Genomic DNA, 24932 nt, shown 5'->3' with positions numbered 1-24932 from the left:
CGACACCACCTTTTCTGAAAATTATAATGACAAAAAAATAGTTTGTCTATATTTAAACTGAATATTCTGTTATTTTATAGATTCTAATTGTTATTTTGCTTATAGTCATAGAAATTTGTTAAACTTAAATCTGCAATATATAAAAGAAGAGAGCGAAACGAAATGAAAATTATTCATATAGATCAAAAATATCCTGAAGATTGGATTCGCGTATTAAATCATATTGCGAATTTATTTTTTGAGGATTCCAAGCTGAAGGTTGAACCAATGGGAGCAGATATGTCTGCTTCATTTGACTATCAGACTGGAGACGATTTTTCCATTTCTACAAAAGCAAACTTGATTGTAGATGGTAAGCAATACACGAATGAGTACAGTATTCAATATGAGTCCCCAGCAACAGATCGTGAGCTAAATATTCGCATAAAACGTGCATTGTCACATGTATTTTTAGATGTTCTTGAACAGCATACTGGAGTGCATCAGCAATGGGGGATTTTAACGGGTGTACGCCCAACAAAGCTGTATCATAAATTTAGAAAAGAAGGTAAAAGTGAGCAAGAAATTGCTGATCTATTAATTCGAGATTTCCGCTTATCAAAGGAAAAAGTTGGACTATTAAAGAAAATTGTGGACCGACAACTAGTGACCATTCCTGATCTTGATGCCATTGGACAAGAAATCAGTGTTTATATTGGTATTCCATTCTGCCCTACCAAATGTGCATATTGCACTTTCCCAGCCTATGCGATTGGTAGTAATCGTAAGCAAGGGCGTGTTACGACTTTTTTAGATGGCTTGCATATTGAATTGCGCGAAATGGGCAAATGGCTGAAGGACAATGATATGAAAATCACCTCCATTTATTGGGGTGGTGGTACACCGACTTCAATTGAGGCCGATGAAATGGATGCCTTATATCAAACGATGTATGAATCATTCCCTAACCCTGAAACAATTCGAGAGGTGACAGTTGAAGCAGGAAGACCTGATACCATCACACCAGAAAAATTAGAAGTACTAAAAAAATGGGGTATTGATCGTATTAGTGTAAATCCACAATCTTATACTGATGAAACATTAAAAGCAATTGGTCGTCATCACACAGTCCAGGAAACCATTGATAAGTTTTGGCTTGCAAGAGAATCAGGTATGAACAATATCAATATGGATCTTATAATTGGGCTACCGAATGAAGGGATTGAAGAATTCCAACATTCATTAGAGGAATCGGCAAAAATGCAGCCAGAGTCTTTAACTGTTCATACGCTATCATTTAAACGTGCTTCAGAGATGACGCGTAATAAGGATAAATACAAAGTAGCCGACCGTGATACGGTAGCTGAAATGATGGCAATGGCACAAATTTGGACAAAAGAAAATGATTATGTTCCATACTATTTATATCGTCAGAAAAATATTTTAGGTAATTTAGAAAATGTCGGCTATAGTAAAGCGGGAGAAGAAAGTATTTATAATATCGTTATTATGGAAGAAGTGCAGACAATCTTAGGAATTGGCTGTGGGGCATCCTCAAAATTTGTTCATCCCGAAACAGGGAGAATTACACAATTCCATAATCCGAAAGATCCTGCTGCCTATATCATGACCTTTGAAGAGGCTATTGGGAAGAAAATAGAATTTTTAAATGAATTATATAAGGCTTAATGATGAAGGCAATCTGATCTGTTCAGATTGCCTTCATTGTTTGTAGTGTTCGTAATGTACAGGCCATTTTTAGCAGAACAGCATCCTCAAAGTATTGCGGATCATAGCCTGTTAATTCCCTTATTTTATTTAAACGATAAGTAAGTGTATGTCGATGAATATTCAAATGCTGAGCACAATGCTTTAGCTGTAAATTACAATCAAAAAACGATTGTAATGTTTCCAATTGTTTAGCGTCTAAATTTTTGAGTACACGACGGTAAAATGCTTGTACCTCCTCCGATTCACGAGGTTTAAAAAGGGAATATAACTCGACATCTTCAAAAAAAGTCAATTCATTATTGATTGTAGCAAATTTTAGAGCTGTTCCGGCACCTTGGTAGCTATAGGGAAGCTGTGATAAATGCTGAACCACAGGCCCTACACCAATTTGAAGGGAGGGAAGTTTCTGCTTCTGCTTACGCAGTGCTTTTATAATAGGACGGCAATTTTGCTCCATACAATTTGTTAGTAGGATATAGTATTCCTGTAATTGGCTATGACCAGCAAGAATAGGCTGTTTGTAAAATAGATCCTCAAAAAAGAAGGGTATTGTATTTTCTGCGTAGGATGCTTCATTTAAGCTCACTAAAATCACCTGAAAAGGGCCCGAAAGAGCAAATGGTAATTTCTGAATCCGTTCAGTTAAGGTTCCGTCTAGCTTACTTCCGTGAACGAGTGCTTCAAATATGTAATCGTTATTCTTTCGTTGCCATTCGCTTTTAGATTCAACAATCGCTTGATGGGCCATAATCTCTGTTGTGAGTTGAACGAGATTAGCAATTTCAAGCATATCGTCTGAATCTCCTGTAATACCTATAACACCTACAACCTCATCTTGATACATAATTGGCATATTGATGCCTGGTTTTGTGTTTGGATAAAGTGCTATATTTTCCTCATTTATAATTAGAGTCTCTTTTGTCTGTGCTACATATAGTGCACCTTCATGAATATTTTCCACCCTCATTTTATCCCCAGAAGCTAAAATGACTCCACTTGGGCTGATAACATTAATATTGTGACGCAAGCGCAACATCGTTTGATGGACGATGTCTTCTGCTAACTTTTTTGTCAACATGTTTATACACCTCTCATAAAAAACAGCCTGTTATATGACAGATAAATTGTACACCTATTATAATGTTTTCTGAATTTATTGTCATTATAATAAATTGTAAGCGCTTAACTTAGGGATATGAAAATTTACGTAAATGTCAATGGACGACATAAGTGGAGGTATAACATGAAAGTTATCATTAGTCCAGATTCCTACAAGGGTACTCTGTCAGCAGTTGAAGTAGCAAAGGCAATGCAAAAAGGAATCTTAGATGTGGATCATTCAATTGAAACAATTATACTACCAGTGGCAGATGGTGGTGAAGGTACACTGCACTCACTTATTGCCTCTACAGATGGTCGATATTGCTCAGCAACTGTGCTTGATCCATTGGGAAGAGCTATCCAGGCTCAATATGGTGTACTGGGCGATCAAGTAACCTGTGTAATAGAGATGGCTCAAGCATCTGGTATTATGCTGTTACAAGAAAGTGAGAAAAATCCTGAACTTGCTACATCTTATGGCACAGGACAATTAATTAAAGCCGCACTTGATCAAGGTTTTAGAAAATTTATTATTGGCATTGGTGGGAGTGCTACAAATGATGCGGGTACTGGTATGTTACAAGCATTAGGTGTGCGGTTATTATCAGCGGAAGGGGTGGAACTTGAGGCTGGTGTTTCTAACCTTATGCAATTAGATGTCATAGATATGAGTCTACTAGACACTAGATTAGCAGAATCCACATTTACGATTGCCTGTGATGTGGATAATCCGCTTATTGGTGAACGAGGAGCCACTGCCATCTTTGGTCCACAAAAGGGTGTTCAAAAACACCAGGTCGCTGAATTTGATCGTTGTTTAAAGCATTTTGCAGATATTGTTGAAGCTCAATTTGCTATACGATTACATGACTATAAAGGTGCTGGAGCCGCTGGGGGAATGGGGGGCGCATTAATCGCTTTTTTAAAAGGAACCTTCCATGCAGGAATTGACCTTGTGCTGGACGCTGTACAACTTCAGGCTCATTTAGCAGAAGCACAGTTAGTGATAACGGGTGAAGGAAAATCTGATCTTCAAACATTACATGGTAAGGCACCATTAGGTGTAGCAAAAGCTGCAAAGCAAGCGAATGTAGAGGCGATGCTGCTGTCTGGAGGAATTGATACCAAGGCAAATGCAGCATTACAAGCGTATTTTACAGCTGTTGAGTCATTGGTAGATGAGGAGATTGATGTGCAGCAGGCAATGCAAGAACCTGCACACTTTATTCGGTTAAAAACTAAAAGAATGATAGAGCGTTACTTACAAAAGGGGGATGTCTAGATGTTGTTCATTATTATATTAATAGGGGTATTATTTGTTGTCTTAGGAACAGCTAAGTTAAAGCTTCATCCGTTTTTAGCTTTATTAATCAGTGCTTTCTTCGTTGGAATTGCTTCAGGTATGCCATTGTTGACAGTAGTGGAAAGCATTAATACTGGATTTGGAGGCTTAATGACAAGTATTGGTTTAGTCATTATTGCTGGTACTATTATAGGCTTAATATTAGAAAAATCAGGTGCTGCTTATCGAATGGCAGAAGTAGTGTTAAGAATTGTAGGACCTAAACGTCCACAATTAGCGATGTCTTTAATTGGCTATATCGTATCCATACCAGTATTTTGTGATTCTGGCTTTATTATTTTATCCAGCTTGCAAAAATCATTAGCAAAGCGAGCAAATGTTACGATTGCATCTATGGCAGTAGCTTTAGCAACTGGCTTATTTGCGACGCATGTATTAGTACCACCAACTCCAGGTCCTATTGCAGCAGCAGGAAATATTGGCGCAGCAGATTATTTAGGAACAGTCATTGTCATTGGTTTATTAGTCGCGATACCAGCGACATTCGTAGGTTATCTATGGTCAGTAAAAGTTGCGACAAAAATTCGCGTTCCTGAAGATGAGGTAGAGGCATTAGATTATGAGGAAGTCATTAAATCCTTTGGTAAAATGCCCTCAACATTTAAAGCATTTTTACCAATCGTTCTGCCGATTGTGTTAATTGGTTTGGGTTCTATAGCAGCATTAGTTGGTGATACGGAAGCGACTTTCAATACCATCTTTAAATTCTTAGGTTCTCCAACAGTGGCCTTATTTTTAGGTGTAGCAGCAGCCTTTTTATTATTACCTGAAATCAATGAAACGACATTAACAGGTTGGATTGGCGAAAGTCTAAAAGAAGCAGCACCAATTTTACTTATAACAGGGGCTGGTGGTTCGTTTGGAACTGTTATAAAAAATGCTGGTGTTGGAGAAATGCTTCAAGAAATGGATTTAGGTATGTTTGCCTCAGGTACATTATTCCTTCTTGTGCCGTTTATAGTAGCAGCAGCGTTGAAAACGGCTCAAGGTTCTTCTACAACAGCTCTTGTGATTACATCTACTTTAGTAGCCCCAATGCTTGTGACATTGGGAATTGATGGAGCGGTACCATTAGCATTAGTGGTGATGGCAATAGGTGCAGGAGCAATGACAGTTAGCCATGTGAATGATAGCTTCTTTTGGGTGATTACGCAGTATAGTGGTATGGAAGTAACACAAGCCTATAAAGCCCAAACGGTGGCCACATTACTTCAAGGGCTTGTGACTATTATTATTACGATGATTTTATGGTGGATATTTGTTTAAAGTAAAAGGAGAGCAGCCCATGGCTAGCTCTCTTTTTGTATAATAGGAAAATAGAAAGGAAGTTAGTAGATGAAAAAAATAATAAAGGTATTACTCCTTTGTCTTTTTTTATTAGCCGGCTGTAACGAGGCAGTCAAGACAGAGAAAATTCCTGTAACAGCTGGTCATGAAATGCAGGTTCATTTTATTGATGTAGGACAAGGGGATTCTATACTGATCGAATCACCAAGTGGTAAAACGATGCTTATAGATGGGGGAGTGAAGGGCGCAGGGCAACAGATTGTCTCTTATTTAAAAGAACTTGGGATAAATAAGCTTGATATTGTAGTAGCAACACACCCAGATGCTGATCATATTGGAGGGCTTATTCCTGTATTAGATAACATGACGATTGAGCAATTTTATGATTCGGGAAAAGTACATACATCGCAAACCTTTGAAGAGATGCTGACACGTATCGATGAAAAAAATATTCCTTATCATGTGCCAAAAATCGGCGATGATATCGAATTTGATAAGGATGTAAATGTGAAAGTTTTAAATGCCAATGATCAGGCTACAGACAATAACGATGCCTCCATTGTCTTAAAAATGACTTATGGGAATGTCTCTTTTTTATTGACAGGAGATGCGGGAGTGGCATTAGAAAAGGAAATGTTGCAGTATGATGTGAAAGCAACAGTTTTAAAAGCTGGACATCATGGCTCTAACACAAGTAGCTCAGAGGAGTTCATTCAGGCTGTAAAACCAGAGGTCACGATATTAAGTTATGGAGAGGATAATAAGTATGGACATCCACATGCAGAAATTGTGGACCGTTTGCAGGCTATTGGTAGTAAAATATATGCCACCGCGGATTTAGGAACGATTACGGTGTCCACAGATGGGGTAAACTATACGGTGAACGGTAAGGAAACTTTTAGTGTAGAAACTGGTAATATACTATCTAAAGAAGAACCGACAACAGCTATTGAAATCGTTAGTAAGGATCTAGTTACTGAAATTGTAGGAATTAAAAATAGTGGACAACACGCAGTATCTTTAAAAGATTGGCAGCTTATTTCAATTGAAGGGCATCAAGTTTATAACTTCCCTAATCTTTCTTTACAGCCAGGGAAAACGATTTATATTACTAGTGGAACCAATGCACGGGAAGGGCAAAATTATTTGAAATGGACAACTAAACAAATTTGGTTAAATGCTGGAGATGCAGCGCAATTACGGAATGAGAAAGGGGAACTTGTAAGTGAGCTTGAGTAAATACACATTGGACCGTATTGAAGATGGCTATGCGGTTTTCTTAAATTTTCCAGCAGAAGAGGAACAACTCATTATTTCACAGTCAGCCATGAACAAGCCTGTGCAAGTAGGTGATCGTGTTCAGATAGAAGAAAAAGATGGTATTTACCATATTGAAATTTTAAAAGAAGAAACACAACAAAAAAGAGCAGACCTTCAGAGTTTAATGAATCGTTTACGAAATAAAAATAATTAATACATGACAAGCTGTGAAGATTTGACGTACAGCTTGTTTTTAGATACAGGAATTGTACTTAAATTGTTATCCTAAATATTTTGAAAATATGCTAAAATAGTAGTATTAATCGGGAGCTAGGAGCGGACAAAAATGTCGATAAATACAATTATTTTTGATTTAGATGATACACTACTATGGGATAAAAAATCAGTCAAAACTGCATTTGAAAAAACATGTGACTATGCAGCAACAGTACATAATGTGAATCCTACTGAGCTAGAGGAAGCTGTTCGCCGAGAGGCACGTGCTTTATATGAGGGTTATGAAACATATGATTATACGGTATTAATTGGTATCAATCCATTTGAAGGACTTTGGGGAACGTTTGACGACTCGACGGACTCCTTCCAAAAAATGAAGGAAATTGTTCCTAGCTATCGTGCAGCGGCTTGGACAAAAGGGTTAGCTGCTCTTGGTATTGAAGATACAGCGTTTGGAGAGGAGCTAGGAGAGCGCTTTGTAGCCGAGCGTAAAGTAGCGCCATTTTTATACGAAGATACTTTTGCAGTGTTAGATGAATTAAAAGGAAAATATCAGCTTGTATTGCTTACAAATGGCGCACCAAGTTTGCAAAATTTAAAGCTAGAAATCACACCAGAAATTGCCCCATATTTTGATCATATTATTATTTCAGGTGACTTTGGTAAAGGTAAGCCGGACGCATCTATTTTTGAGTTTGTGATGGAGAAAGCAGGTATTACAGCGGACGAGGCAATTATGGTTGGCGACAATCTTAATACTGATATTTTAGGATCATCTCGTGTGGGAATGCGCAATGTATGGATTAATCGTGAAAGCAATATCGCCAACGGGGCTGTGACACCTACCTATGAGGTGGATTCTTTGACAGCGTTGTTGGAGCTTGTAAATAAGCTATAGTATAAAAATGTACTGACCCTTCATGGAGTCAGTACATTTTTTTATTAAAAATAGACATTCAGTCCAAGGTATAAACATGTAAAAGCTATCGCTATACAAAGCTGAACAAGAGCGCTAGCAATTAAGTAACCCTTAGGTTCACCAGCCTTTTTACGATAATAGATTTGCATAAAGGAGTAGAGTGAGAAAAGGCCATAAATAATTGTTGCATGAATTGTATGGTGGACAAGATAGATACCAAATGAAATACCTCCAAACAACACGAGCATGATGGCATTGGCAATAGCATGCTCAACTGTCGCAGCGAAAAAGCGACGTTCTGTATAAGGCATTCTTTTTTTAGCAATCCATAGGATGAAATGCATAAGTAGGATGAAAATGTTCCCTAAAATAAGTTTCGTCGACCGCTTCTCATCATAAAAATAGCGTAGAGAGTCAATTGATTCTTCAATCAGAAAGGCTTGCTGGGTTTCAACATTGAAGAAAATCTTGTTATTGAGTACCTTCCATTTCTCTTGTGTACGGTCATTATAGAGAATCAAAATATCATAGATAGTACCACTTTTCCATTGACTAGCGGATATTGTTATAGGAGAAGCGTTGTCCCAATTCTGTTGTAGCTGTGTGATAGCCTTTGAATGAGCATAGCATTGCTGAGGAACATAAAGGCAAGAATCCTTTGCTATAAAGGTATCCTTGTTCAGATTCTCCTTTAAGTAGACACGTTGGATGGCTTTGGAGGAATCCATTGTCATAGGAGAATCAGTCGGACGTTGAACAAAAGTTAAAATTAATAAAGAAAGAACTACTATAAATAGCACTGACACAGAAGGAATTTTCCATCCATTTCCAGTAGTTTGTTTACTAATTACTGAGGGCTCTGTCATATTGCGTAATAATTTTTTTTGCTGCTGATCAGATAACATTAAATCATCTAAGTGTTGCCATGTCTTCTTATCATTCTTCATCCATCTCACCTCCTAACTGTTTTTTTAATGCGATGAGTGCTCGTTTTAATGTGTTTTTTACTTTCCCCTCATTCCAGCCAAGAATAGCGCAGGTTTCTTCGATGGAAAGCCCCTCTATTTTGCGCAGAATGATCACATCACGATAGGTAATTTTTAGTTTTCGAATTGCAAGATACAGTATCTTGGCATCTTCTCGTTGCATCAGCCATTGATGAGGAGAAGGTGACGCTTGTTCTTCATGCTGTTGTAAAAAAGGGACAAACTGAATAATCCTTTTCCGACGATAATGATCATAGGCAAGGTTGCGTGCAGTGCACCGCAACCAAGCGAGATCGGCTCCTTCTTTTATTGTTTGGTGATGGTTCAAATAACGGACAAAGGTTTCCTGTGTATAATCCTCCGCTAATTTTTCATCATTTAGTAAGTAATATAAGTATTTAAAAATGGTGTGATTATGTAAGTAAAATATTTCTTCTATGTTCAAGCTGAACACCTCCTTTTCTTTAATGACGAAGAACTCATAGAAAAGTATCATTTTCCCAAAATAAAAAGCAGAGAGTAGAGACTCCCTGCTTCTTGCTATTATTAATTATAGGTTAATGGCTTTTACCTCATCAATGTTTTCAAGCTGTGCCACAAAAACTAAATCTTCTTCTGTTACAACATTATCAACCGTTAACATCATAACCGCTGTACCACCAACCTGTGCACGACCAACCTGCATTGTTGCGATATTGATTTCTTTTTCTGCAAGCTTTGTTGCTACACGGCCAATTGCACCTGGTTTGTCAGTATTTTTAATGTAAAGAAGGTGGCCTTGTGGAATGACGTCAACAACATAGTCCTCTACTTTTACAATACGTGCACCTAAACCGTTTAATAGTGTACCCGCTACAGTATGTGTTTCGTTAGCAGTAATAATTTCAATAGTAATTAAGCTTGTAAAGCCTTTTGCTGTTGTTGTTTTGTGCTCATTAATTTTCATACCTATACGTTCAGATAAGTAACGAGCATTCACATCATTGACATGATTACCGTGATTTTTAGACAATAAACCTTTTAACGCATTTGAAGTTAATGGACGAACATCATAGTTTGCTACTTCTCCAGCATAAGATAGATTGATTTCTTTGACTGGCTCTGTTGTCACTTGTGATAGGAATGAACCAAGTTTTTCAGCTAATTCAAAGAAAGGCTCAACTTGTGCAAGAAGCTCTTTAGGTATAGATGGCATGTTTACTGGATTTGTTACAGTACCTGTTTTGTAAAATTTAATGATGTCATTTGATACGTCAACCGCTACAGATTCTTGTGCCTCGATTGTAGATGCTCCTAAGTGAGGCGTTGCGATAACTTGTGGTAAAGTCAGTAGCTTATGATCTGTTGCTGGTTCAGAAACAAATACATCAAGAGCTGCTCCAGCCACTTTACCTGCTACGATTGCATCATATAAATCGTCTTCATTGATGATACCGCCACGTGCACAGTTAATAATACGTACGCCATCTTTCATCATCGCAAATTTATCTTTATTAATAAGGTTGCGAGTTTCAGGTAAAAGTGGTGTATGAACTGTAATGAAATCTGCAGCTACACAGATTTCTTCAACCGTTGCTTTTGTTACACCTAATTCTTTGGCACGTTCATCTGTTAGGAAAGGATCGTATGCCATAACATTCATACGTTGACCCTTAGCACGATAAGCTACTTCAACACCAATTCGACCAAAACCTACAACGCCTAAAGTTTTATTTTTTAGCTCCACGCCAACAAAAGATTTGCGATCCCATTTGCCATTTTTTAATGTATTAAAAGCTTGTGGAATATGACGGGCAAGTGAAGTCATCATCGCAATTGTATGTTCGGCAGCTGAGTTAGTATTACCATCTGGTGCGTTTACCACGATAATGCCGTGTTCTGTAGCAGCAGCAAGATCAATATTATCGACACCAACACCAGCACGACCAATTAATTTTAAGCTTTTTGCTGCTTCAATTACTTCACGTGTTACCGTTGTTTGAGAACGAACAAGTAATACATCTACATCAGCAATTTTAGCGATTAATTCTTCTGGTGCTAAACCTGTGTCTACAATAATGTTTAAATCTAAATCTTGTTCCTGGCGTAATGGGAAAATACCATCCTCACTTAGTGGATCAGCGATAAATACGTTAATAGTTTTTGTTTTTGTTGCAGTAGTCATTATAATTAGCTCCTTTTTTATCATTATTGGCTATGGCTTTATCTACGATAGTCTGAAATTTGTAAAATTCGAACATCTTACAGCATACAAACAATCTCCTTTCTAAATCGAAGACAATATAAAAAGCCTTCCACGCCTTACAAACACAGTTAGTGTGTTGTAAGGGGCGAAAGGCTGTATAAACTTTGGTTCGCGGTACCACCCTTAATCACTGCTGGAAAATTTATTCTGGCAGTCTTAGCTATATGCGTAACGTGCATGAGACGGATAAGCTTACTTTTAAGTTGTTCAGCCTATCTATTCAGGAGTGGAACTATTATCGTAGAAATCACTGATTTGCACCAACCATCAGCTCTCTTTGGATTTTCTTGCGACTAGTGTGTCTCCGTCGTTATATTTTTTGTGATTAAATTTGTTAACATCATAATCCCTATTGTTCACCTTTGTCAACGATATTTCTTAAAAACTTTAAAAATACTGACTTCAAAAGTCTGAAAAATAACTAAAAACGAATATTATTTATATAATACTGTTGTATTGTTCGTCTTTTTGGGGAATACAATGAAAGCGCTAACGATATTTGAAAAGTCCGATAGTATCAGGTTTCTGTGTAGTTTTAGCATGAAAAATTATATGGGAATTAAATGGAATAAAATAGAGGGTTTATGCTAATTATCCATGGATTTGTTCTAAGAAAGCGAACGTTTTTGTTTGTCACATTTTAGACAAAAACATAAAAAGTAGAAGGTAAACAGACTGTGAGAGAAGAATGTTAGTTAAGGATGATTGATTTGGGGGTGTAAGAATGAAGTACGATGTTGCAATAGTCGGTGCTGGTCTCGCAGGATTAGTCGCAGCTTGTGAATTAATCGATGCAAAGAAAAAAGTTCTTTTAGTAGATCAAGAGCCTGAAAATTCAATCGGAGGACAGGCATATTGGTCTTTTGGAGGAATATTTTTAGTAAATTCTCCAGAGCAAAGAAGGCTTGGAATTAAAGATAGTAAGGAGCTTGCATGGCAGGATTGGCAAGGAACTGCAGGTTTTGATCGTTTAGAAGATGAGGATTCCTGGGCGTATAAATGGGCAAGAGCATATGTCGATTTTGCTGCAGGTGAAAAATACGACTGGTTAAAGTCAAAAGGTATAAAGTTTTTCCCTGTTGTTGGATGGGCAGAGCGTGGAGGCTCATTGGCAGGAGGGCATGGCAATTCAGTACCTAGATTTCATATTGTCTGGGGAACAGGCCCTGGCATTGTAAAGCCATTTGTAGATAAAGTAAAACAGGCTATGAAAGAAGGATTCATTGACTTCAAGCCAAGACATCGTGTGGATGAATTTGTGCAGCAAGAAGGGAAGATTATAGGAATTAGCGGAACGGTGCTAGCTGAAACCTTTATTAATCGAGGTGAAAAAAGTTCGAGATTAGGAATCGGTGAATTTTCCTACGAAGCTAAAGCTGTGATTGTGGCAAGTGGTGGTATTGGGGCAAATTTTGATTTAGTGAGAAAAAATTGGCCTGCTCGATTAGGAACCCCTCCCAAAAATATGGTATGTGGTGTACCAGCTTACGTTGACGGAAGAATGCTAGAGATCACGGAACATGCTGGGGGACGCATTGTAAACCGTGATCGCATGTGGCATTACACAGAGGGTTTAAGAAATTGGGATCCAATATGGCCCAACCATGGAATTCGGATATTGCCTGGTCCCTCCTCCCTGTGGTTTGACGCAGAGGGGAATCGTTTTCATGCACCCAACTTTCCAGGTTTTGATACACTCAGTACGTTAGAGGCGATTCAAAAAACAGGTTATGACTATTCCTGGTTTATTTTAACGGAGAAAATTATTGAGAAAGAATTTGCTTTATCTGGCTCGGAACAAAACCCAGATTTAACAAACAAAAGCATTGGCAATGTTCTAAAACGCATTTTACCAGGCCCACCTGCTCCTATCCAAGCTTTTAAAAATCACGGAGAGGATTTTGTGATTGCACATGATCTAAAGGAACTTGTAGATGGAATGAATAAACTTGCTGGGAATGAGCTACTTGATTTCATGAAGATTAAAGAGCAAATCTTGGCAAGAGATCGGGAAATGGACAATAAGTTTACAAAGGATTTGCAAGTAAACGCTATTCATGGAGCAAGAAATTATATTGGGGATAAATGGGTGCGTGTTGCCAAGCCACATAAAATTTTAGATACCAAAAATTGGCCTTTAATTGCTGTTCGCTTAAACATTCTAACAAGGAAAACTTTAGGTGGCTTACAAACAAATTTAAATGGCGCTGTTTTGGGCATGGACGGTCAGTCAATTCCTGGGTTATTTGCTGCTGGTGAAGTAAGTGGTTTCGGTGGCGGTGGCGTCCATGGCTACCGCGCTTTAGAAGGGACATTTGTTGGTGGTTGTTTATTTAGTGGACGCCAGGTAGGGCGTTATTTAGGGCAAGGATAAAGTGCATAAATGAATGAAGAGCATCGTTTTGATGAACGATGCTCTTTTTAAATGGATTGATAATGTTGGAGTAGATCACTATGCTGAAGTTTTGAGCAGAAATCCAACAGCAATGCGCACCTTGATTAAATTATGAAATGGATTAACAATTTGATTGTTGGACCTCTGCAATCTTAGCAATTTGTTCTTCAACCTGTTCCTTTGTCCAACCGTTTTCCTCCACGAAAAAGTTGCGTTCTGCACGGCGACAATCATTTGAACAGCTTCGCATGTAAAATGCCTCATGTTTTTCTTCACAAAGCATTAACTTATGACACGCTGGGTTTGCACAGTTTGTGTATCGCTCAGAAGGCTCCCCGGTGAAATAATCCTTCCCAACAATAACATGTTCCACCTGATTAATCGGTACACTTCGACGGCGGTCAAAAACAAACATTTGACCATCCCATAATTGACCTTTTACCTCAGGATCCTTCGCATATGTAGCAATACCGCCGTGTAATTGACCTACGCTCTTACCATAGCCCTCGCGTTTTAGCCAACCAGAGAATTTTTCGCAGCGAATACCACCTGTACAATAAGTTAAGATTTTTTTATCTGCAAAATCTTCTTTATGCGCCTCCATCCAAGCAGGTAGGTCACGGAAGTTTTCAATATCTGGTCGAACAGCCCCTCGGAAATGACCGAGATCATATTCATAGTCATTACGGGCATCGATAACCACGGTGTTGTCATCTTGCATCTGTTCCATAAATTCTTTAGGTGTTAAATAATCACCTGTGATTTCTAACGGATTGATATCCTGTTCTAAACCGAGGTGAACAATTTCTCGACGAGGACGTACATGCATTTTTCTAAAGGTATGCCCTTCAGTCTCATCAATTTTCCACATCATATCGCTAAAACGAGCATCTGCCTTCATATGATTCATGTAAGCATCTGTTTGCTCAATGGTACCTGATACAGTTCCATTAATACCTTCGTAACCTACTAAAATACGACCAAGAAGCCCTATCTCTTTACACAATGCTAAATGTTCTTCTGCGAACGCTTCAGGATCTTCAATCGTAATATATTTATAATAAAGTAATACACGATAGTCTTTTTGTGTCAAAATACATTACCACCTTTATCTCGATATTCGTCCTTTAATATAGCATAACAGGAGCAATTTTGCTTAGAGAGAAGGAGTTTTCTAAAAAAACACGAATTATACATAGTGAATGACTATTCATATTTGGGGGTTATAGAGATGGAATTTTCAACGATTACATTAGAAAAATTAGAACGTCGAGCAACCTTAACATTGAATCGTCCACAGGCGATGAATGCAATGGATGATGTCATGATGCGTGAACTTGCAGAATGCTTTGAGGCTCTACAGCAGGAAAAAGATATTCAGGTGCTTGTTATTCGTGGAGAAGGAAAGGTCTTTTCTGCGGGTGGTGATATAAAAGCAATGCTAGATGAAAGCAAACCACTGAATATTGATGAGGCAATGGTTTATCTGACACGTATCGTGAAGGCATATTATCAGCTACCAATGATTGTGATTGCAGCGGTTCATGGTGCATCAGCAGGTTTAGGATTTAGTCTAACACTAGGGGCAGATATTATTGTAGCCTGTGAAAATAGTAAACTTGCTATGAATTTCATTGGAATTGGACTGATTCCAGATGGGGGCGGTCATTTCTTCATGAAGGAGCGTGTAGGTACTGTTAAAGCGAAACAAATGATATGGGAGGGAAAGGTATTAACAGCAAAAGAAGCATTAGATGCAGGGTTAATTGATTATATTGCACCAGAGGGCACTGTATTTGCAATGGCAGATCAGGTGGTGGGGAAAATGCTTGCATCCCCGATTTCTTCCATGATTACAACGAAAAAAATTCTACATGCACAAAATATGCCACAGTTAGAAAATATCTTAGCATTAGAGGCTGAGGGCCAGTCTGCAATGCGTAAAACAACAGATCATGTCGAGGGCATTCATGCATTTGTAGAGAAAAGAACGCCTGTCTTTGTAGGCAAATAAAAATAATAAAAGGCGCGTAGCAAACTATTGACTACGTGCCTTTTATTAGCCACTAAACATGGAATAAAATTAATTTACCTGAAGCGTTTACAAGACGATGAGTTTTATCGGCAACACCTTTTTCCTCAATTTGTTGTTGTCCATTTAGTTTAGCAGCCTCATCATTTTCAAAAGTCCAAGTTTCATCAAACAATGTTTCCCCTGTTTTTTCAAAAGCTGTAAAACGATAATTCTCCATACAGACCCCACCCTTTTACTTGAATATATTTCTATTATACATAGAAGATTTATAAACTTCACGGTAAAACTAGTGGATTTTTTGATAAATTACGAAAATTGTGGAAAAAGTAAGGCAATGTTGTTTTTTTCCGTAATAGCATTTTTCATCAAACATGAGTTATGATAAAATAGAACAAATATTCGGTTTTGAATAAACAACATATTATTACTTTGGTTTTGTACTAAAGAGAGAATTATCTACTATTTGAGGTGATTGGATGTCAGCAATTCGTTTTTTCCATATGGCAGATTTACATTTAGATAGTCCATTTAAGGGCTTATTTGGTCTACCCGAACCCATTTTAAAGAAAATACGGTCAAGCACTTTTGAAGCGTTTGATAAAATTATCCTTAAAGCGATTCAGGAAAAACCTGATTTTTTACTAATTGTTGGGGATATTTATGATGGTGAAAATCGTAGCTTGCAAGCACAACGAAGATTTCAAGATGCAATGGAGAAGCTTTTTCAACACAATATCCCTGTCATTGTGAGCTACGGAAATCATGATCATTTAAATGGTACATGGACACGCTTTTCTTTACCAAGTAATGTCTATGAATTACCAGCTGAAACGAGTGTAGTTCAATTAAAAATACGGGGTCAACAAGTGAATATATATGGTTTTAGCTATCCTGAACGTCATTTAAAGGAATCTGTTATTGAAAGCTATCCAACTGCACATGATCAGCATGCCATTCATATTGGTATGCTTCATGGCAGTGAGGCAGGCAATACAACACATGATGTGTATGCCCCTTTTACAAAACAACAGTTACTTGAAAAGAACTATCATTATTGGGCGCTTGGCCATATTCATAAACGACAGCTTTTACATCAAAACCCTCCAATTGTTTATCCAGGCAATATTCAAAGTCGACATCGTAAAGAACAAGGAATGAAAGGCTTTTATGATGTGACGCTATCCAAAACATCGACTGAGCTTGATTTTATCTCTACCTCTGCTGTTGTTTATAGCACCATTGAGGTGGATTGTACGAATGTGGTACACGCCAATGAATTATTGAAGAGATGTGCAGAAGCTATTACAGCTAATAGGAAGAAGTATGGCGCATCGGTAGTAGAGCTTCATTTGCAAAATATTGACGAACAAACGGAAGCTTTATTTGAACATGCAACAGTAGATGCATGGTTAGAGACTATTCGAGAGGCTGAGGAAGGTATTGACCCAATGTGTTGGGTACAAAAGATGGTGTTGCAAAAGGCAGCGAGATTTTATGAGCATACAGCAACAACTCAATCCGTTGTGAGCTTAATGGAACAATGGGACAGTAATGAATGGAAGGATATTCTAAAAGATTTGTACCAATATGCTGGTGGTGCGAGGCTGATAGAGCCACTTAGTGAAAAGGATATTGAGAACTTAACCCATCGTGCACAGACATTATTAGCAGAAGAAATTCAAAGGGCGTGATTACATGCTGACAATACAGAAAATCCAAATTTATGGCTTTGGTAAGCATGAAAATATCTCCATTTCGTTAAATGATGGTGTCACTATTTTTTATGGATTAAATGAAGCAGGAAAAACGACGATACAGCAGTTTATACTACAAATGCTTTTTGGTTTCCCAACAAGGCAGCAGATACAGCGCAAATATGAGCCGAAAATTTCAACGAAATATGGAGGTCAGCTGACACTTTTACACCCTATTTATGGTCAATGTACAATTGAACGTGTGAAAGGAAAGGCTGCTGGTGATGTTACTGTCTACCTAGAGGATGGAACGACGGGGCATGAGGAGTTGTTAGTAAAGCTTTTATATGGATATTCTAGGGCATCCTTTGAAGCCATTTTTTCTTTTTCGCTGCATGAACTACAAGGTATTGAAAAAATGTCTGAAGAGGAGCTAACCCATTTGCTACTTGCCTCAGGTACAACAGGTATTCAGTATTTATCCGCACTTGAAAAGAAAATGGATAAAGAGGCTAGTGAGCTGTTTAAAAAGACAGGTAAAGTGCCATTGATTAATCAAAAGATTGAACAACTAAAGCAGCTTGAGCGGACAATTAAACAGGAACAGGGGAAGATTCAAACCTTTGAGGATAAATTACAGCAATTACAATTACTTGAGCAAAATTTAGAACAGCTATTTGGTACGCAAAAACGGCAACAGCAACAATGGCAGCAATTAACTATTCAAAAGCAAGCACTCCCTCTCCTCAAGCAGCAACAGACATTGCAACAGACAATGACCAATTTTCAACATGTTCAGTTTCCATCAGAGGGTATCAGACGGTATGAGCAGGTAAAGGATCGTCTGTTACATGAAAGTCAGCAACTGATGCAATTAAAGCAGCAGCATCAAATATTGCAGGAGAAAATACTTGCAACAGTGGATGAGCAAAAGGTCAATGAAATGGCTTATCTTATGCAAAAAGAGGCAACGTGGCATCAGCTAATGGTGAAAGAGCAAAATTTACAGGATGATCTATTTTTGCTCGAACAAGAAATTGAAGCACAGTTTCGTTTACTAGGTGTAACAGAGAAAGAAGCACAAGAAAATCTTTTGAACGAAACAGTTTCACTCCAACAGGAGCAACAATTTCAGCTTCAATTAAGTAAATTAGAGGAGGCGGAGGAAGAGCTAAAATTTCATCTACGTTCACTAGAGCAAGTACACCTAGAATTAGATGCAATAGCCAAACAGAAGCAACAGCTAATGCGTGAGTCATTAACAAGTGAGGAAGAACATATTTTAGCACAATGGCCTCAACAAAAGCGGAGGCTTGAGCAACTACGTTCTGCCAAATCGCAACGCAGTAAGCAGAAGCAGCCTCATGACTTTATCTGGCTTGTACTACTGATTTGCTTCATGTCGTTTGCTTATGGTGTATTTGAAAAAAACATAGTTGTAATTCTAATTGGAGCAGTTTTATCATTGCTAACTTTTTTGTTTATTCGATATGTTAAGCAAGCAAATGAACCTACTAATAAAGAGCATAGCATCCTCCTACGGGAGTTAGAGCAAGAGGAATTGACAGTACAAGCAGTTCTTGCAAAGAAGCAAAGATATGAAGATCGCTGGTTGCACATCAATGAACAGCAGAAAGAGAAGGAGCAGCAATATACTTCTCTTGAATATAAAATTCAACTAACGGAGGTAGAGAGTGAAGAGGCCACTCAAACGCTCCAACATTTTTTAAAGCGTTATCGCTTACAAGGAACGATAGCCAGATCGCTAATGCCCGAATTATTTATGCGTATTCGTGGTGTACAAGAATTAGCAGCTAAAAGAAACAGTACCTCAAGTCTGTTGCAAGAAACGCAGGTAGAAAAGAACAACATTTATGAGCAGCTTCAACGGGTTTTAGAGGGAGCCTATAATGAACATGAAATTTATATGCATTTACGAACAGCCTACCTTGAAGCACAACAGCAACAGCAGCAAGCACTGCATGCAAAAGATCAGCTAGCCAGCGTTCAAATAAAAATAGAAGGTGGACAATCAAGAATGGATCGTTATACTGCTGAAATGTACGAGCTATTCAAAGAAGCAAAGATCCAAAATGAACAGGCTTATTATGAAATGCATGAGCAATTTGAACAGAGAAGAAAAATTGAGACAGAATTGCAAACCGTCCAGGCTCAATTATCTTCACTCGATCTTCAACAGAAGGAAAATCTGATTGAGGACTCTGTTAGCGAACGCATATGTGCTTTAGAACAAGAGCAGCAATCATTGCAACTAGAAATTGATCAATGTCTGGAACAACGTGCTGCTTTGCTAATGGAAAAAGAACAGCTATTAAATGATGAAAAGTATGGTCAATTACTTCAACAGTTTGAGCAGGAGAAAACGGAATTGCAGCAGTTAATTGAGCAGTGGGCAACTAAAAAAGCTGTGGCGACAGCTATTCATGAAACCCTATTCCGTCTTCGTGAAGAAAAATTACCTCATGTCCTTGAAGAGGTAAATGCTATATTCCGTTTACTAACAGGAGGAAACTATGACAAAATTTCGATTCATGAGGATGGTTATTTTGTAGCGCAGGATGCTGCAGGGATACGTTATCAAATGGTGGAGTTGTCCCAGGCTACCAAAGAGCAAGCTTATATTGCATTGAGAATGGCTCTAGCAAAAACCCTAGTGAGCGCTGCACCATTTCCAATGATTATGGACGATCCTTTTGTCCATTTTGATCGAAACCGCACAGACAAAATGGTACAATTAATGAAAGAAGTAGGATATGAACGTCAAATTTTATATTTTACTTGTCATGACACAATGCTCAACTATTGGCAAAAAAACCAGATTGTCGATATAGGAGCATTAGCAAATGAAAGGGGAGTGGCGACAACATGAAAGGGATTACGACGCTCCAAGTTGGAGAAGTAGTTGATCAATTTTTATTAATAAAACAAGCGACAAAAGGGGTTACAACCGTTGGGAAGCCATTTATGTCGCTAATATTACAAGATAAGAGTGGGGATATAGAGGCAAAGCTATGGGATACGAATGAGGATCATGAAAAGATGTACCATGCGGAAGCCATTGTACGTGTTGGCGGAGAGATTCATGACTATAGAGGAAAGAATCAATTGCGTATTAAATCTATCCGTGTTGCTAAGCCAGAGGAAGGAATTGCTATTCACGATTTAGTGCCATCCTCTGCAACACCAAAAGAACAACTATATGAAGAATTAACGCAATTTTTCTTTGACATTAAAAACCCTAATATCTCACGGATTACTAGAGCAGCAATTAAAAAACATCAAGAGGCTATTTTAGTTTTTCCAGCAGCGACTAAAAATCATCATGACTATGCATCAGGTTTATTAGATCATATGGTCTCCATGCTCAAACTAGGTAAAGCCATTGCTGACCTATATCCAACATTAAATCGTGACTTATTATATGCTGGAATTATTTTACATGATGTAGGCAAGGTTGTAGAGTTATCAGGCCCAGTTGCCACAATGTATACAGTGGAGGGCAATTTATTAGGTCATATTACGATTATGGTAAATGAAATTGCTAAGATTGCTAGTGAGCTTGAAATTGAAGGTGAAGAAGTCATGCTGTTGCAGCATATGGTATTGTCACACCATGGGAAAGAAGAGTGGGGTAGCCCGAAAAAACCTATGATTCAGGAAGCAGAAATTTTGCATTATATCGATAACATTGATGCAAAGATGAATATGTTAACAAGGGCATTAGGTAAAACGACACCGGGCGAATTTACAGAGAGACTCTTCCCACTTGATAATCGTTCATTCTATAAGCCTACTATTTAAAAAGCAATATCAATCGTCCCATAAACTAACGTTGCTGTCTAGCTATTCGATATTAATTTCTCTGAGTCTAAGTATTCATATATTTAATTGTAGTGCCTAACTATTGTACCAATGTGAATATTTAATTTAGAATAGAGAGAGAAATTATAGGAATGGGGAAAAGTAATGGATACAGAGGGACTTTTTTCACGGAAAATTAAGTTTTGGAAAAGTTTAATTTTCAAAATGATACTAGCTATCGGCATAAGTTTATTTATTAGCTCCCATATTTCAGAATTTGTTAGTCGTCAATTCGAGAAGGTAGTGCATTTGAATGGAAGTGCTGGGGTTGCCATTAATACATTTATTTCGTTATTTATTGGCACAGTAATTATTTCTTTATGTACAAGGTATATTGTCTTAAGGCGTGTAAAGCGTGTGTTAAATGCTATGACCCAGGCTGCTGATGGCGATTTAACTGTTCGTATTGATGATCGATTAAAAGATGAAATTGGTCAATTATCGACTGAATTTAATCATATGCTAGAACAAATTGGGACGGTCATTGAAAAGACGAATAAAGCATCGACAGATGTATCAACCTTTACAAAGGAATTTACAACGATTACCGAACAAAGCAGTCAAACAGTTGAAACTATTTCGGGTGCCATTGGGGAAATTGCCTCCAGTGCAGAAGGACAATTAAGGCAAATGGATTTATTATCTGAATCAGCACATTTAATTACTAAAGATATGGATCATGCATCTTCTGCTATTCAGGAAGTTGCCTCAATAGCAAATGAAACGAACCAAAAGGCTGATTTAGGATTACAGTTAATTGAGCAAACGATTGCAAAAATGAATACCATTAATGAATCTGTTCATCAGTCAACTGCAGTTGTAAATGCTTTAGGCGAAAAATCGAAGGAAATCAGTACGATTGTAGCGTTGATTACAAGTATTACAGATCAAACAAACTTGCTTGCATTAAATGCATCTATTGAAGCAGCTCGTGCAGGAGAGGCTGGAAAAGGCTTTGCAGTAGTAGCAGATGAAGTAAGAAAGCTAGCAGAGGAATCTGGAAAGGCTGCAGATAATATTCGAACATTGGTGGATGATATCTTAAACCAAACCTCCAGTGCTGTTTATGCTATTAATAGCGGTACACAGTTTGTGGAGGAAGGCCGTGAGTCTGTTGAACAGACAGGCGATACCTTTAAAAATATAGTCGTATATTTGCAACAGATAAGTCATCGTACAACGGAGGTAAAGGATATTGTCTTGCGTGTCAATGAGAAAGCTAGTCAAACAGATGAGGCTGTAAAAGAAGTCGTTGGCATAGCAAATGGCACATCTTCGGGCATACAGCATATTGCTTTATCTATCGAGCAACAAAGTGCTTCTAATGAGGAAATAGCAAGTGCTGCAAATGTTCTTCAGACAATGTCAAATGACCTACAAACTGAAATTAGCCAATTTAAAGTAAAATAGAGTAAAAAAGAGAAGCATCTGATGTATCAGGGTGCTTCTCTTTTGTTATATACTATACTCTAATTATTTAGATTCCTTGTCAGTATCTTCTGCTTTATCTTCGGAATCCTCTTTTGGCGCATTTTCTTCAGCTTTTTTAGCTGCTTCTTCAGCTGCTTTTGCTTGTTCTTCACTTGTTGTTGTAAAGAATTTAAGCGGTTCTTTTAAATCTTTATCAGATGTTTTCACATCGGCATCTTTAGCCATTTTTGCAACGATATCTTTAAGAATCGTTTGAGCTTCACCAGTTTGGTTCAGTTTACTTAACATAGTTGAACGAATGTTTTCTTCTTCGTCTTTAAATGAACCAACACCTTTTACATCACGCTTGTCCGTAATTTCAATTACATGGTAACCAAAGCTAGATTTTACTGGTTCACTTAATGTATTTAATTCAAGAGCATAAGCGGCATCGTTAAATTCATCTACCATTGAACCTACAGAGAACCATCCAAGCTCTCCACCTTTTTGAGCAGAGCCAGTATCTGTTGAGTACTCTTTTGCAACGTCCTCAAACTTAGCGCCACCCTTAATTTTTTCAATTACTTCTTTTGCTGTTTTTTCATCTGCTACTAAAATATGACGACCATTTAATTCTGTTTTCATTTGCTCGTAGTATTTTTTCACATCTTCTTCTTTAATGGCTTGATCTTTTAAAGCTTTTTCTTGAAGAAGTTGAACACGTAAAGAATCTTTAAAGCCCTGTTCTGTTAAACCACTTTCAGCAAGCGCTTGTGTAAAGCCATCACCAAATTGTGATGCAGTTGTGTCATACGCTTCTTTGATTTCTTTATCTGTTACTTCATATTTGTCAGCTAAAACTTTTTCAGTCACCATTTGCTGCATTACATATGAGCCTGTTAAAGCTTTTGCCTTTTCATTAAAATCAGCTACTGAAATATCGCCCACTTTAGAAGTAACGATTGCTTTGCTGTCTCCGCCGCTACAAGCACCAAGCGCTAATACAGATGCAGCTAAAGTTAAAGATAAAACTGTCTTTTTCATAGTGGATATTCTCTCCTAACATGGTTTCGTCCATTTTTTACTATAACATAAACGTTTTAAAAACAAAATGGTTCCCCCTTGAGTATTGCCTATATTTCAAATTTTGAAGCGCATAGGATATAGAAAAGAAAGGGGGTGAAGTTATGGGCAACGGAGGATACGGTGGCGGTGGCTACGGCTCAGGCTTTGCTTTATTAGTTGTGTTATTTATTTTATTAATTATCGTTGGTGCAGCGTTCCTATACTAATTAATAAAACAGCGAAAAGCTAAGAGCTTTAACTCTTAGCTTTTCTTAACAATGTTAGACATTCGCGCCGCATGCCTTAGGTTCTAAACAATTTATTTGTTTAGTAAAAGTTGTTGCATGGGGGGCTCGACTTATCTTCAAGCGTGCGGACGGGCGCGGATGGTGCACATGTTTTGAAAGGGGCTTTTCAAAAAAGCCCGAAAAAATTTAGATTCCATTACGCCTCGGCGTAATGGAATCTTCTGTTAAACTGCATATAAAATTTCAATGTAGAATGAGACAAGTAGGATAGTAATAAGTATATTTATAGTTCGGAATATTTTTGGTTGGTTTTCTTCGGGAATTTCACGTCGCATGCATAGAGCATATGTCATGCGGTTAATTTGAAATAAATAGAATACCGAGAATAGAACTACAATCATTAATAGCAAGTCTATTCCTCCCCTCTTTCAATAGTAATAGCATAACAAAGAACGTCAATAAAAAACAAGTACAAGCAATTTAGTGAACGGTCGGTGGAACTAAAATTTCATAGCCTTTAGGTGTTTCCTCTATTTGTGAATTTTTAGGTGAATTCAAGAGATACTTTACGTAAAGGATATCAATCAGGCATAGACTACAGTGATAGGCTAACAGCAATGTTCCATAATGGGTATAGGCTGGTAAAAGCCATGTTCCAACTATAATACTAGTATTTAGAACGATAAAAGGCGTAAGTAATGCTAAGATGTATCGATTTTTAGATAATGGCTCTCGAATTCGCATGTGTAAAACAGGAATTATATAAAACTGACTACGTACACGTAATTTTAAATGTTGGCGTAAATCAAATAGGGCCACAAAGTGCAAAAATTTGTGAATGGGATAAAGTGTTAGCACAGCTATCACAAAGAGCCAGAATAGTCGATCTGTATAATGCTCTTCATTAAATAAATTAAACGTTACATACGAAACAGAAAAGACCAATAAAAAAGTAATGACACCCATTATAATAATACGCGTAGTACCGTAATGATGTTCTAAATTTAAAATTTTCCAGCAATGCATGGTTTTTTATCAACTCCGAATAGGAAGTGTCCTATTTAATGTAAATTGAATTATGTTAGAATGCAAGAA

23 protein-coding genes and 1 other annotated feature are annotated in these 24932 nt (G+C 37.7%); of the genes, 14 read left to right on the top strand and 9 right to left on the bottom strand.

Annotated elements, in window-relative coordinates:
- Positions 1-162 precede the first annotated feature (162 nt).
- A complete protein-coding gene (locus MKY76_RS19655; RefSeq protein ID WP_342557060.1) occupies positions 163-1668 on the top strand; it encodes a coproporphyrinogen III oxidase in 1506 nt (501 codons plus the stop codon).
- Positions 1669-1690: 22 nt separating this feature from the next.
- On the opposite strand, the gene MKY76_RS19650 is transcribed toward MKY76_RS19655, so the two are convergent.
- Positions 1691-2788, bottom strand: a complete 1098-nt coding sequence (locus tag MKY76_RS19650; RefSeq protein ID WP_103118805.1) for a sugar diacid recognition domain-containing protein — start codon at positions 2786-2788, stop codon at positions 1691-1693.
- Between the two features lie 165 nt (positions 2789-2953).
- Here MKY76_RS19650 and MKY76_RS19645 point away from each other — a divergent pair, with 165 nt between their 5' ends.
- From MKY76_RS19645 to MKY76_RS19625, 5 genes are all read left to right on the top strand, one after another.
- Positions 2954-4093, top strand: coding sequence for a glycerate kinase (locus tag MKY76_RS19645; protein WP_342557059.1), 1140 nt, complete (start codon positions 2954-2956; stop codon positions 4091-4093).
- Positions 4094-5440, top strand: coding sequence for a GntP family permease (locus MKY76_RS19640; protein WP_048391781.1), 1347 nt, complete (start codon positions 4094-4096; stop codon positions 5438-5440).
- Positions 5441-5509: 69 nt separating this feature from the next.
- On the top strand, positions 5510-6700 hold the full coding sequence (locus MKY76_RS19635; protein WP_342557058.1) for an MBL fold metallo-hydrolase: 1191 nt from the start codon (positions 5510-5512) through the stop codon (positions 6698-6700).
- On the top strand, positions 6687-6935 hold the full coding sequence (locus tag MKY76_RS19630; protein WP_054548649.1) for a DUF3006 domain-containing protein: 249 nt from the start codon (positions 6687-6689) through the stop codon (positions 6933-6935). Before MKY76_RS19635 ends, MKY76_RS19630 begins: the two co-directional genes overlap by 14 nt.
- Positions 6936-7067: 132 nt before the next feature.
- Positions 7068-7856 carry an HAD family hydrolase gene (locus tag MKY76_RS19625; protein WP_048391774.1) on the top strand — a complete coding sequence of 263 codons (789 nt, stop codon included), beginning with the start codon at positions 7068-7070 and terminating at the stop codon, positions 7854-7856.
- Positions 7857-7900: 44 nt separating this feature from the next.
- On the opposite strand, the gene MKY76_RS19620 is transcribed toward MKY76_RS19625, so the two are convergent.
- From MKY76_RS19620 to serA, 3 genes are all read right to left on the bottom strand, one after another.
- Entirely contained in the window at positions 7901-8824 is a 924-nt protein-coding gene (locus MKY76_RS19620) for a hypothetical protein (RefSeq protein WP_115674058.1), read from the bottom strand.
- The gene (locus tag MKY76_RS19615; protein WP_233732853.1) at positions 8814-9317 is read right to left on the bottom strand and encodes an RNA polymerase sigma factor; all 504 of its coding nucleotides are present in this window, start codon (positions 9315-9317) and stop codon (positions 8814-8816) included. Before MKY76_RS19615 ends, MKY76_RS19620 begins: the two co-directional genes overlap by 11 nt.
- Before the next feature lie 96 nt (positions 9318-9413).
- Positions 9414-11027, bottom strand: coding sequence for a phosphoglycerate dehydrogenase (gene serA, locus MKY76_RS19610; protein ID WP_342557057.1), 1614 nt, complete (start codon positions 11025-11027; stop codon positions 9414-9416).
- A gap of 159 nt (positions 11028-11186) precedes the next feature.
- Positions 11187-11428: a binding site (T-box leader), on the bottom strand.
- A gap of 404 nt (positions 11429-11832) precedes the next feature.
- Here serA and MKY76_RS19605 point away from each other — a divergent pair.
- Both MKY76_RS19605 and MKY76_RS19600 read left to right on the top strand, forming a co-directional pair.
- Positions 11833-13482 (top strand): FAD-binding dehydrogenase, encoded by a 1650-nt coding sequence (locus MKY76_RS19605; RefSeq protein ID WP_342557056.1) that lies wholly within the window; start codon positions 11833-11835, stop codon positions 13480-13482.
- A gap of 13 nt (positions 13483-13495) precedes the next feature.
- Complete coding sequence (locus MKY76_RS19600; RefSeq protein ID WP_255349860.1) at positions 13496-13618, top strand: hypothetical protein; 123 nt, start codon at positions 13496-13498, stop codon at positions 13616-13618.
- 6 nt (positions 13619-13624) lie between these two features.
- Here the strand turns inward: MKY76_RS19600 and MKY76_RS19595 are convergent, their stop codons facing one another.
- Positions 13625-14596: a rhodanese-related sulfurtransferase gene (locus tag MKY76_RS19595; RefSeq protein WP_342557055.1), complete on the bottom strand. Its 972-nt coding sequence runs from the start codon at positions 14594-14596 to the stop codon at positions 13625-13627.
- Positions 14597-14734: 138 nt separating this feature from the next.
- Here MKY76_RS19595 and MKY76_RS19590 point away from each other — a divergent pair, with 138 nt between their 5' ends.
- On the top strand, positions 14735-15517 hold the full coding sequence (locus MKY76_RS19590) for an enoyl-CoA hydratase (protein ID WP_048391764.1): 783 nt from the start codon (positions 14735-14737) through the stop codon (positions 15515-15517).
- A 52-nt stretch (positions 15518-15569) separates the two neighbouring features.
- Here the strand turns inward: MKY76_RS19590 and MKY76_RS19585 are convergent, their stop codons facing one another.
- The gene (locus MKY76_RS19585) at positions 15570-15755 is read right to left on the bottom strand and encodes a YhzD family protein (RefSeq protein WP_036075853.1); all 186 of its coding nucleotides are present in this window, start codon (positions 15753-15755) and stop codon (positions 15570-15572) included.
- 259 nt (positions 15756-16014) lie between these two features.
- Between MKY76_RS19585 and MKY76_RS19580 the strand changes: the two genes are divergently transcribed.
- From MKY76_RS19580 to MKY76_RS19565, 4 genes are all read left to right on the top strand, one after another.
- Entirely contained in the window at positions 16015-17229 is a 1215-nt protein-coding gene (locus MKY76_RS19580) for a DNA repair exonuclease (RefSeq protein WP_066037075.1), read from the top strand.
- 4 nt (positions 17230-17233) lie between these two features.
- Positions 17234-20122 carry an AAA family ATPase gene (locus MKY76_RS19575; RefSeq protein ID WP_342557054.1) on the top strand — a complete coding sequence of 963 codons (2889 nt, stop codon included), beginning with the start codon at positions 17234-17236 and terminating at the stop codon, positions 20120-20122.
- Complete coding sequence (gene yhaM / locus MKY76_RS19570) at positions 20119-21054, top strand: 3'-5' exoribonuclease YhaM (protein ID WP_048391758.1); 936 nt, start codon at positions 20119-20121, stop codon at positions 21052-21054. Before MKY76_RS19575 ends, yhaM begins: the two co-directional genes overlap by 4 nt.
- 165 nt (positions 21055-21219) lie before the next feature.
- Positions 21220-22524, top strand: a complete 1305-nt coding sequence (locus MKY76_RS19565; RefSeq protein WP_048391756.1) for a HAMP domain-containing methyl-accepting chemotaxis protein — start codon at positions 21220-21222, stop codon at positions 22522-22524.
- 63 nt (positions 22525-22587) lie between these two features.
- Here MKY76_RS19565 and MKY76_RS19560 read toward each other — a convergent pair whose 3' ends face one another.
- Positions 22588-23568: a peptidylprolyl isomerase gene (locus tag MKY76_RS19560; protein ID WP_048391754.1), complete on the bottom strand. Its 981-nt coding sequence runs from the start codon at positions 23566-23568 to the stop codon at positions 22588-22590.
- A 143-nt stretch (positions 23569-23711) separates the two neighbouring features.
- On the opposite strand from MKY76_RS19560, the gene MKY76_RS19555 reads away from it, so the two are divergent.
- Positions 23712-23816: a YjcZ family sporulation protein gene (locus MKY76_RS19555; protein WP_004230765.1), complete on the top strand. Its 105-nt coding sequence runs from the start codon at positions 23712-23714 to the stop codon at positions 23814-23816.
- 245 nt (positions 23817-24061) lie between these two features.
- On the opposite strand, the gene MKY76_RS19550 is transcribed toward MKY76_RS19555, so the two are convergent.
- Both MKY76_RS19550 and MKY76_RS19545 read right to left on the bottom strand, forming a co-directional pair.
- Positions 24062-24247: a hypothetical protein gene (locus MKY76_RS19550; RefSeq protein WP_008173337.1), complete on the bottom strand. Its 186-nt coding sequence runs from the start codon at positions 24245-24247 to the stop codon at positions 24062-24064.
- A 70-nt stretch (positions 24248-24317) separates the two neighbouring features.
- Entirely contained in the window at positions 24318-24863 is a 546-nt protein-coding gene (locus tag MKY76_RS19545) for a DUF3267 domain-containing protein (protein WP_016992098.1), read from the bottom strand.
- Between the last annotated feature and the right edge of the window lie 69 nt (positions 24864-24932).

The sequence above is a fragment of the Lysinibacillus sp. FSL P4-0201 genome (genome assembly GCF_038593425.1).
Taxonomy (GTDB): Bacteria; Bacillota; Bacilli; order Bacillales_A; family Planococcaceae; genus Lysinibacillus; species Lysinibacillus capsici.
This window is presented reverse-complemented; position numbering and strand designations above follow the sequence as displayed.

What these genes read in the sequence shown, in the direction of transcription:
- MKY76_RS19555 (WP_004230765.1), top strand. Translation starts at nt 23,712, where the DNA reads ATGGGCAACGGAGGATACGGTGGCGGTGGCTACGGCTCAGGCTTTGCT.
- MKY76_RS19645 (WP_342557059.1), top strand. Translation starts at nt 2,954, where the DNA reads ATGAAAGTTATCATTAGTCCAGATTCCTACAAGGGTACTCTGTCAGCA.
- serA (WP_342557057.1), bottom strand. Translation starts at nt 11,027, where the DNA reads ATGACTACTGCAACAAAAACAAAAACTATTAACGTATTTATCGCTGAT.
- MKY76_RS19650 (WP_103118805.1), bottom strand. Translation starts at nt 2,788, where the DNA reads ATGTTGACAAAAAAGTTAGCAGAAGACATCGTCCATCAAACGATGTTG.
- MKY76_RS19620 (WP_115674058.1), bottom strand. Translation starts at nt 8,824, where the DNA reads ATGAAGAATGATAAGAAGACATGGCAACACTTAGATGATTTAATGTTA.
- MKY76_RS19635 (WP_342557058.1), top strand. Translation starts at nt 5,510, where the DNA reads ATGAAAAAAATAATAAAGGTATTACTCCTTTGTCTTTTTTTATTAGCC.
- MKY76_RS19625 (WP_048391774.1), top strand. Translation starts at nt 7,068, where the DNA reads ATGTCGATAAATACAATTATTTTTGATTTAGATGATACACTACTATGG.
- yhaM (WP_048391758.1), top strand. Translation starts at nt 20,119, where the DNA reads ATGAAAGGGATTACGACGCTCCAAGTTGGAGAAGTAGTTGATCAATTT.
- MKY76_RS19605 (WP_342557056.1), top strand. Translation starts at nt 11,833, where the DNA reads ATGAAGTACGATGTTGCAATAGTCGGTGCTGGTCTCGCAGGATTAGTC.
- MKY76_RS19600 (WP_255349860.1), top strand. Translation starts at nt 13,496, where the DNA reads ATGAAGAGCATCGTTTTGATGAACGATGCTCTTTTTAAATGGATTGAT.
- MKY76_RS19585 (WP_036075853.1), bottom strand. Translation starts at nt 15,755, where the DNA reads ATGGAGAATTATCGTTTTACAGCTTTTGAAAAAACAGGGGAAACATTG.
- MKY76_RS19590 (WP_048391764.1), top strand. Translation starts at nt 14,735, where the DNA reads ATGGAATTTTCAACGATTACATTAGAAAAATTAGAACGTCGAGCAACC.
- MKY76_RS19545 (WP_016992098.1), bottom strand. Translation starts at nt 24,863, where the DNA reads ATGCATTGCTGGAAAATTTTAAATTTAGAACATCATTACGGTACTACG.
- MKY76_RS19655 (WP_342557060.1), top strand. Translation starts at nt 163, where the DNA reads ATGAAAATTATTCATATAGATCAAAAATATCCTGAAGATTGGATTCGC.
- MKY76_RS19575 (WP_342557054.1), top strand. Translation starts at nt 17,234, where the DNA reads ATGCTGACAATACAGAAAATCCAAATTTATGGCTTTGGTAAGCATGAA.
- MKY76_RS19640 (WP_048391781.1), top strand. Translation starts at nt 4,094, where the DNA reads ATGTTGTTCATTATTATATTAATAGGGGTATTATTTGTTGTCTTAGGA.
- MKY76_RS19580 (WP_066037075.1), top strand. Translation starts at nt 16,015, where the DNA reads ATGTCAGCAATTCGTTTTTTCCATATGGCAGATTTACATTTAGATAGT.
- MKY76_RS19565 (WP_048391756.1), top strand. Translation starts at nt 21,220, where the DNA reads ATGGATACAGAGGGACTTTTTTCACGGAAAATTAAGTTTTGGAAAAGT.
- MKY76_RS19560 (WP_048391754.1), bottom strand. Translation starts at nt 23,568, where the DNA reads ATGAAAAAGACAGTTTTATCTTTAACTTTAGCTGCATCTGTATTAGCG.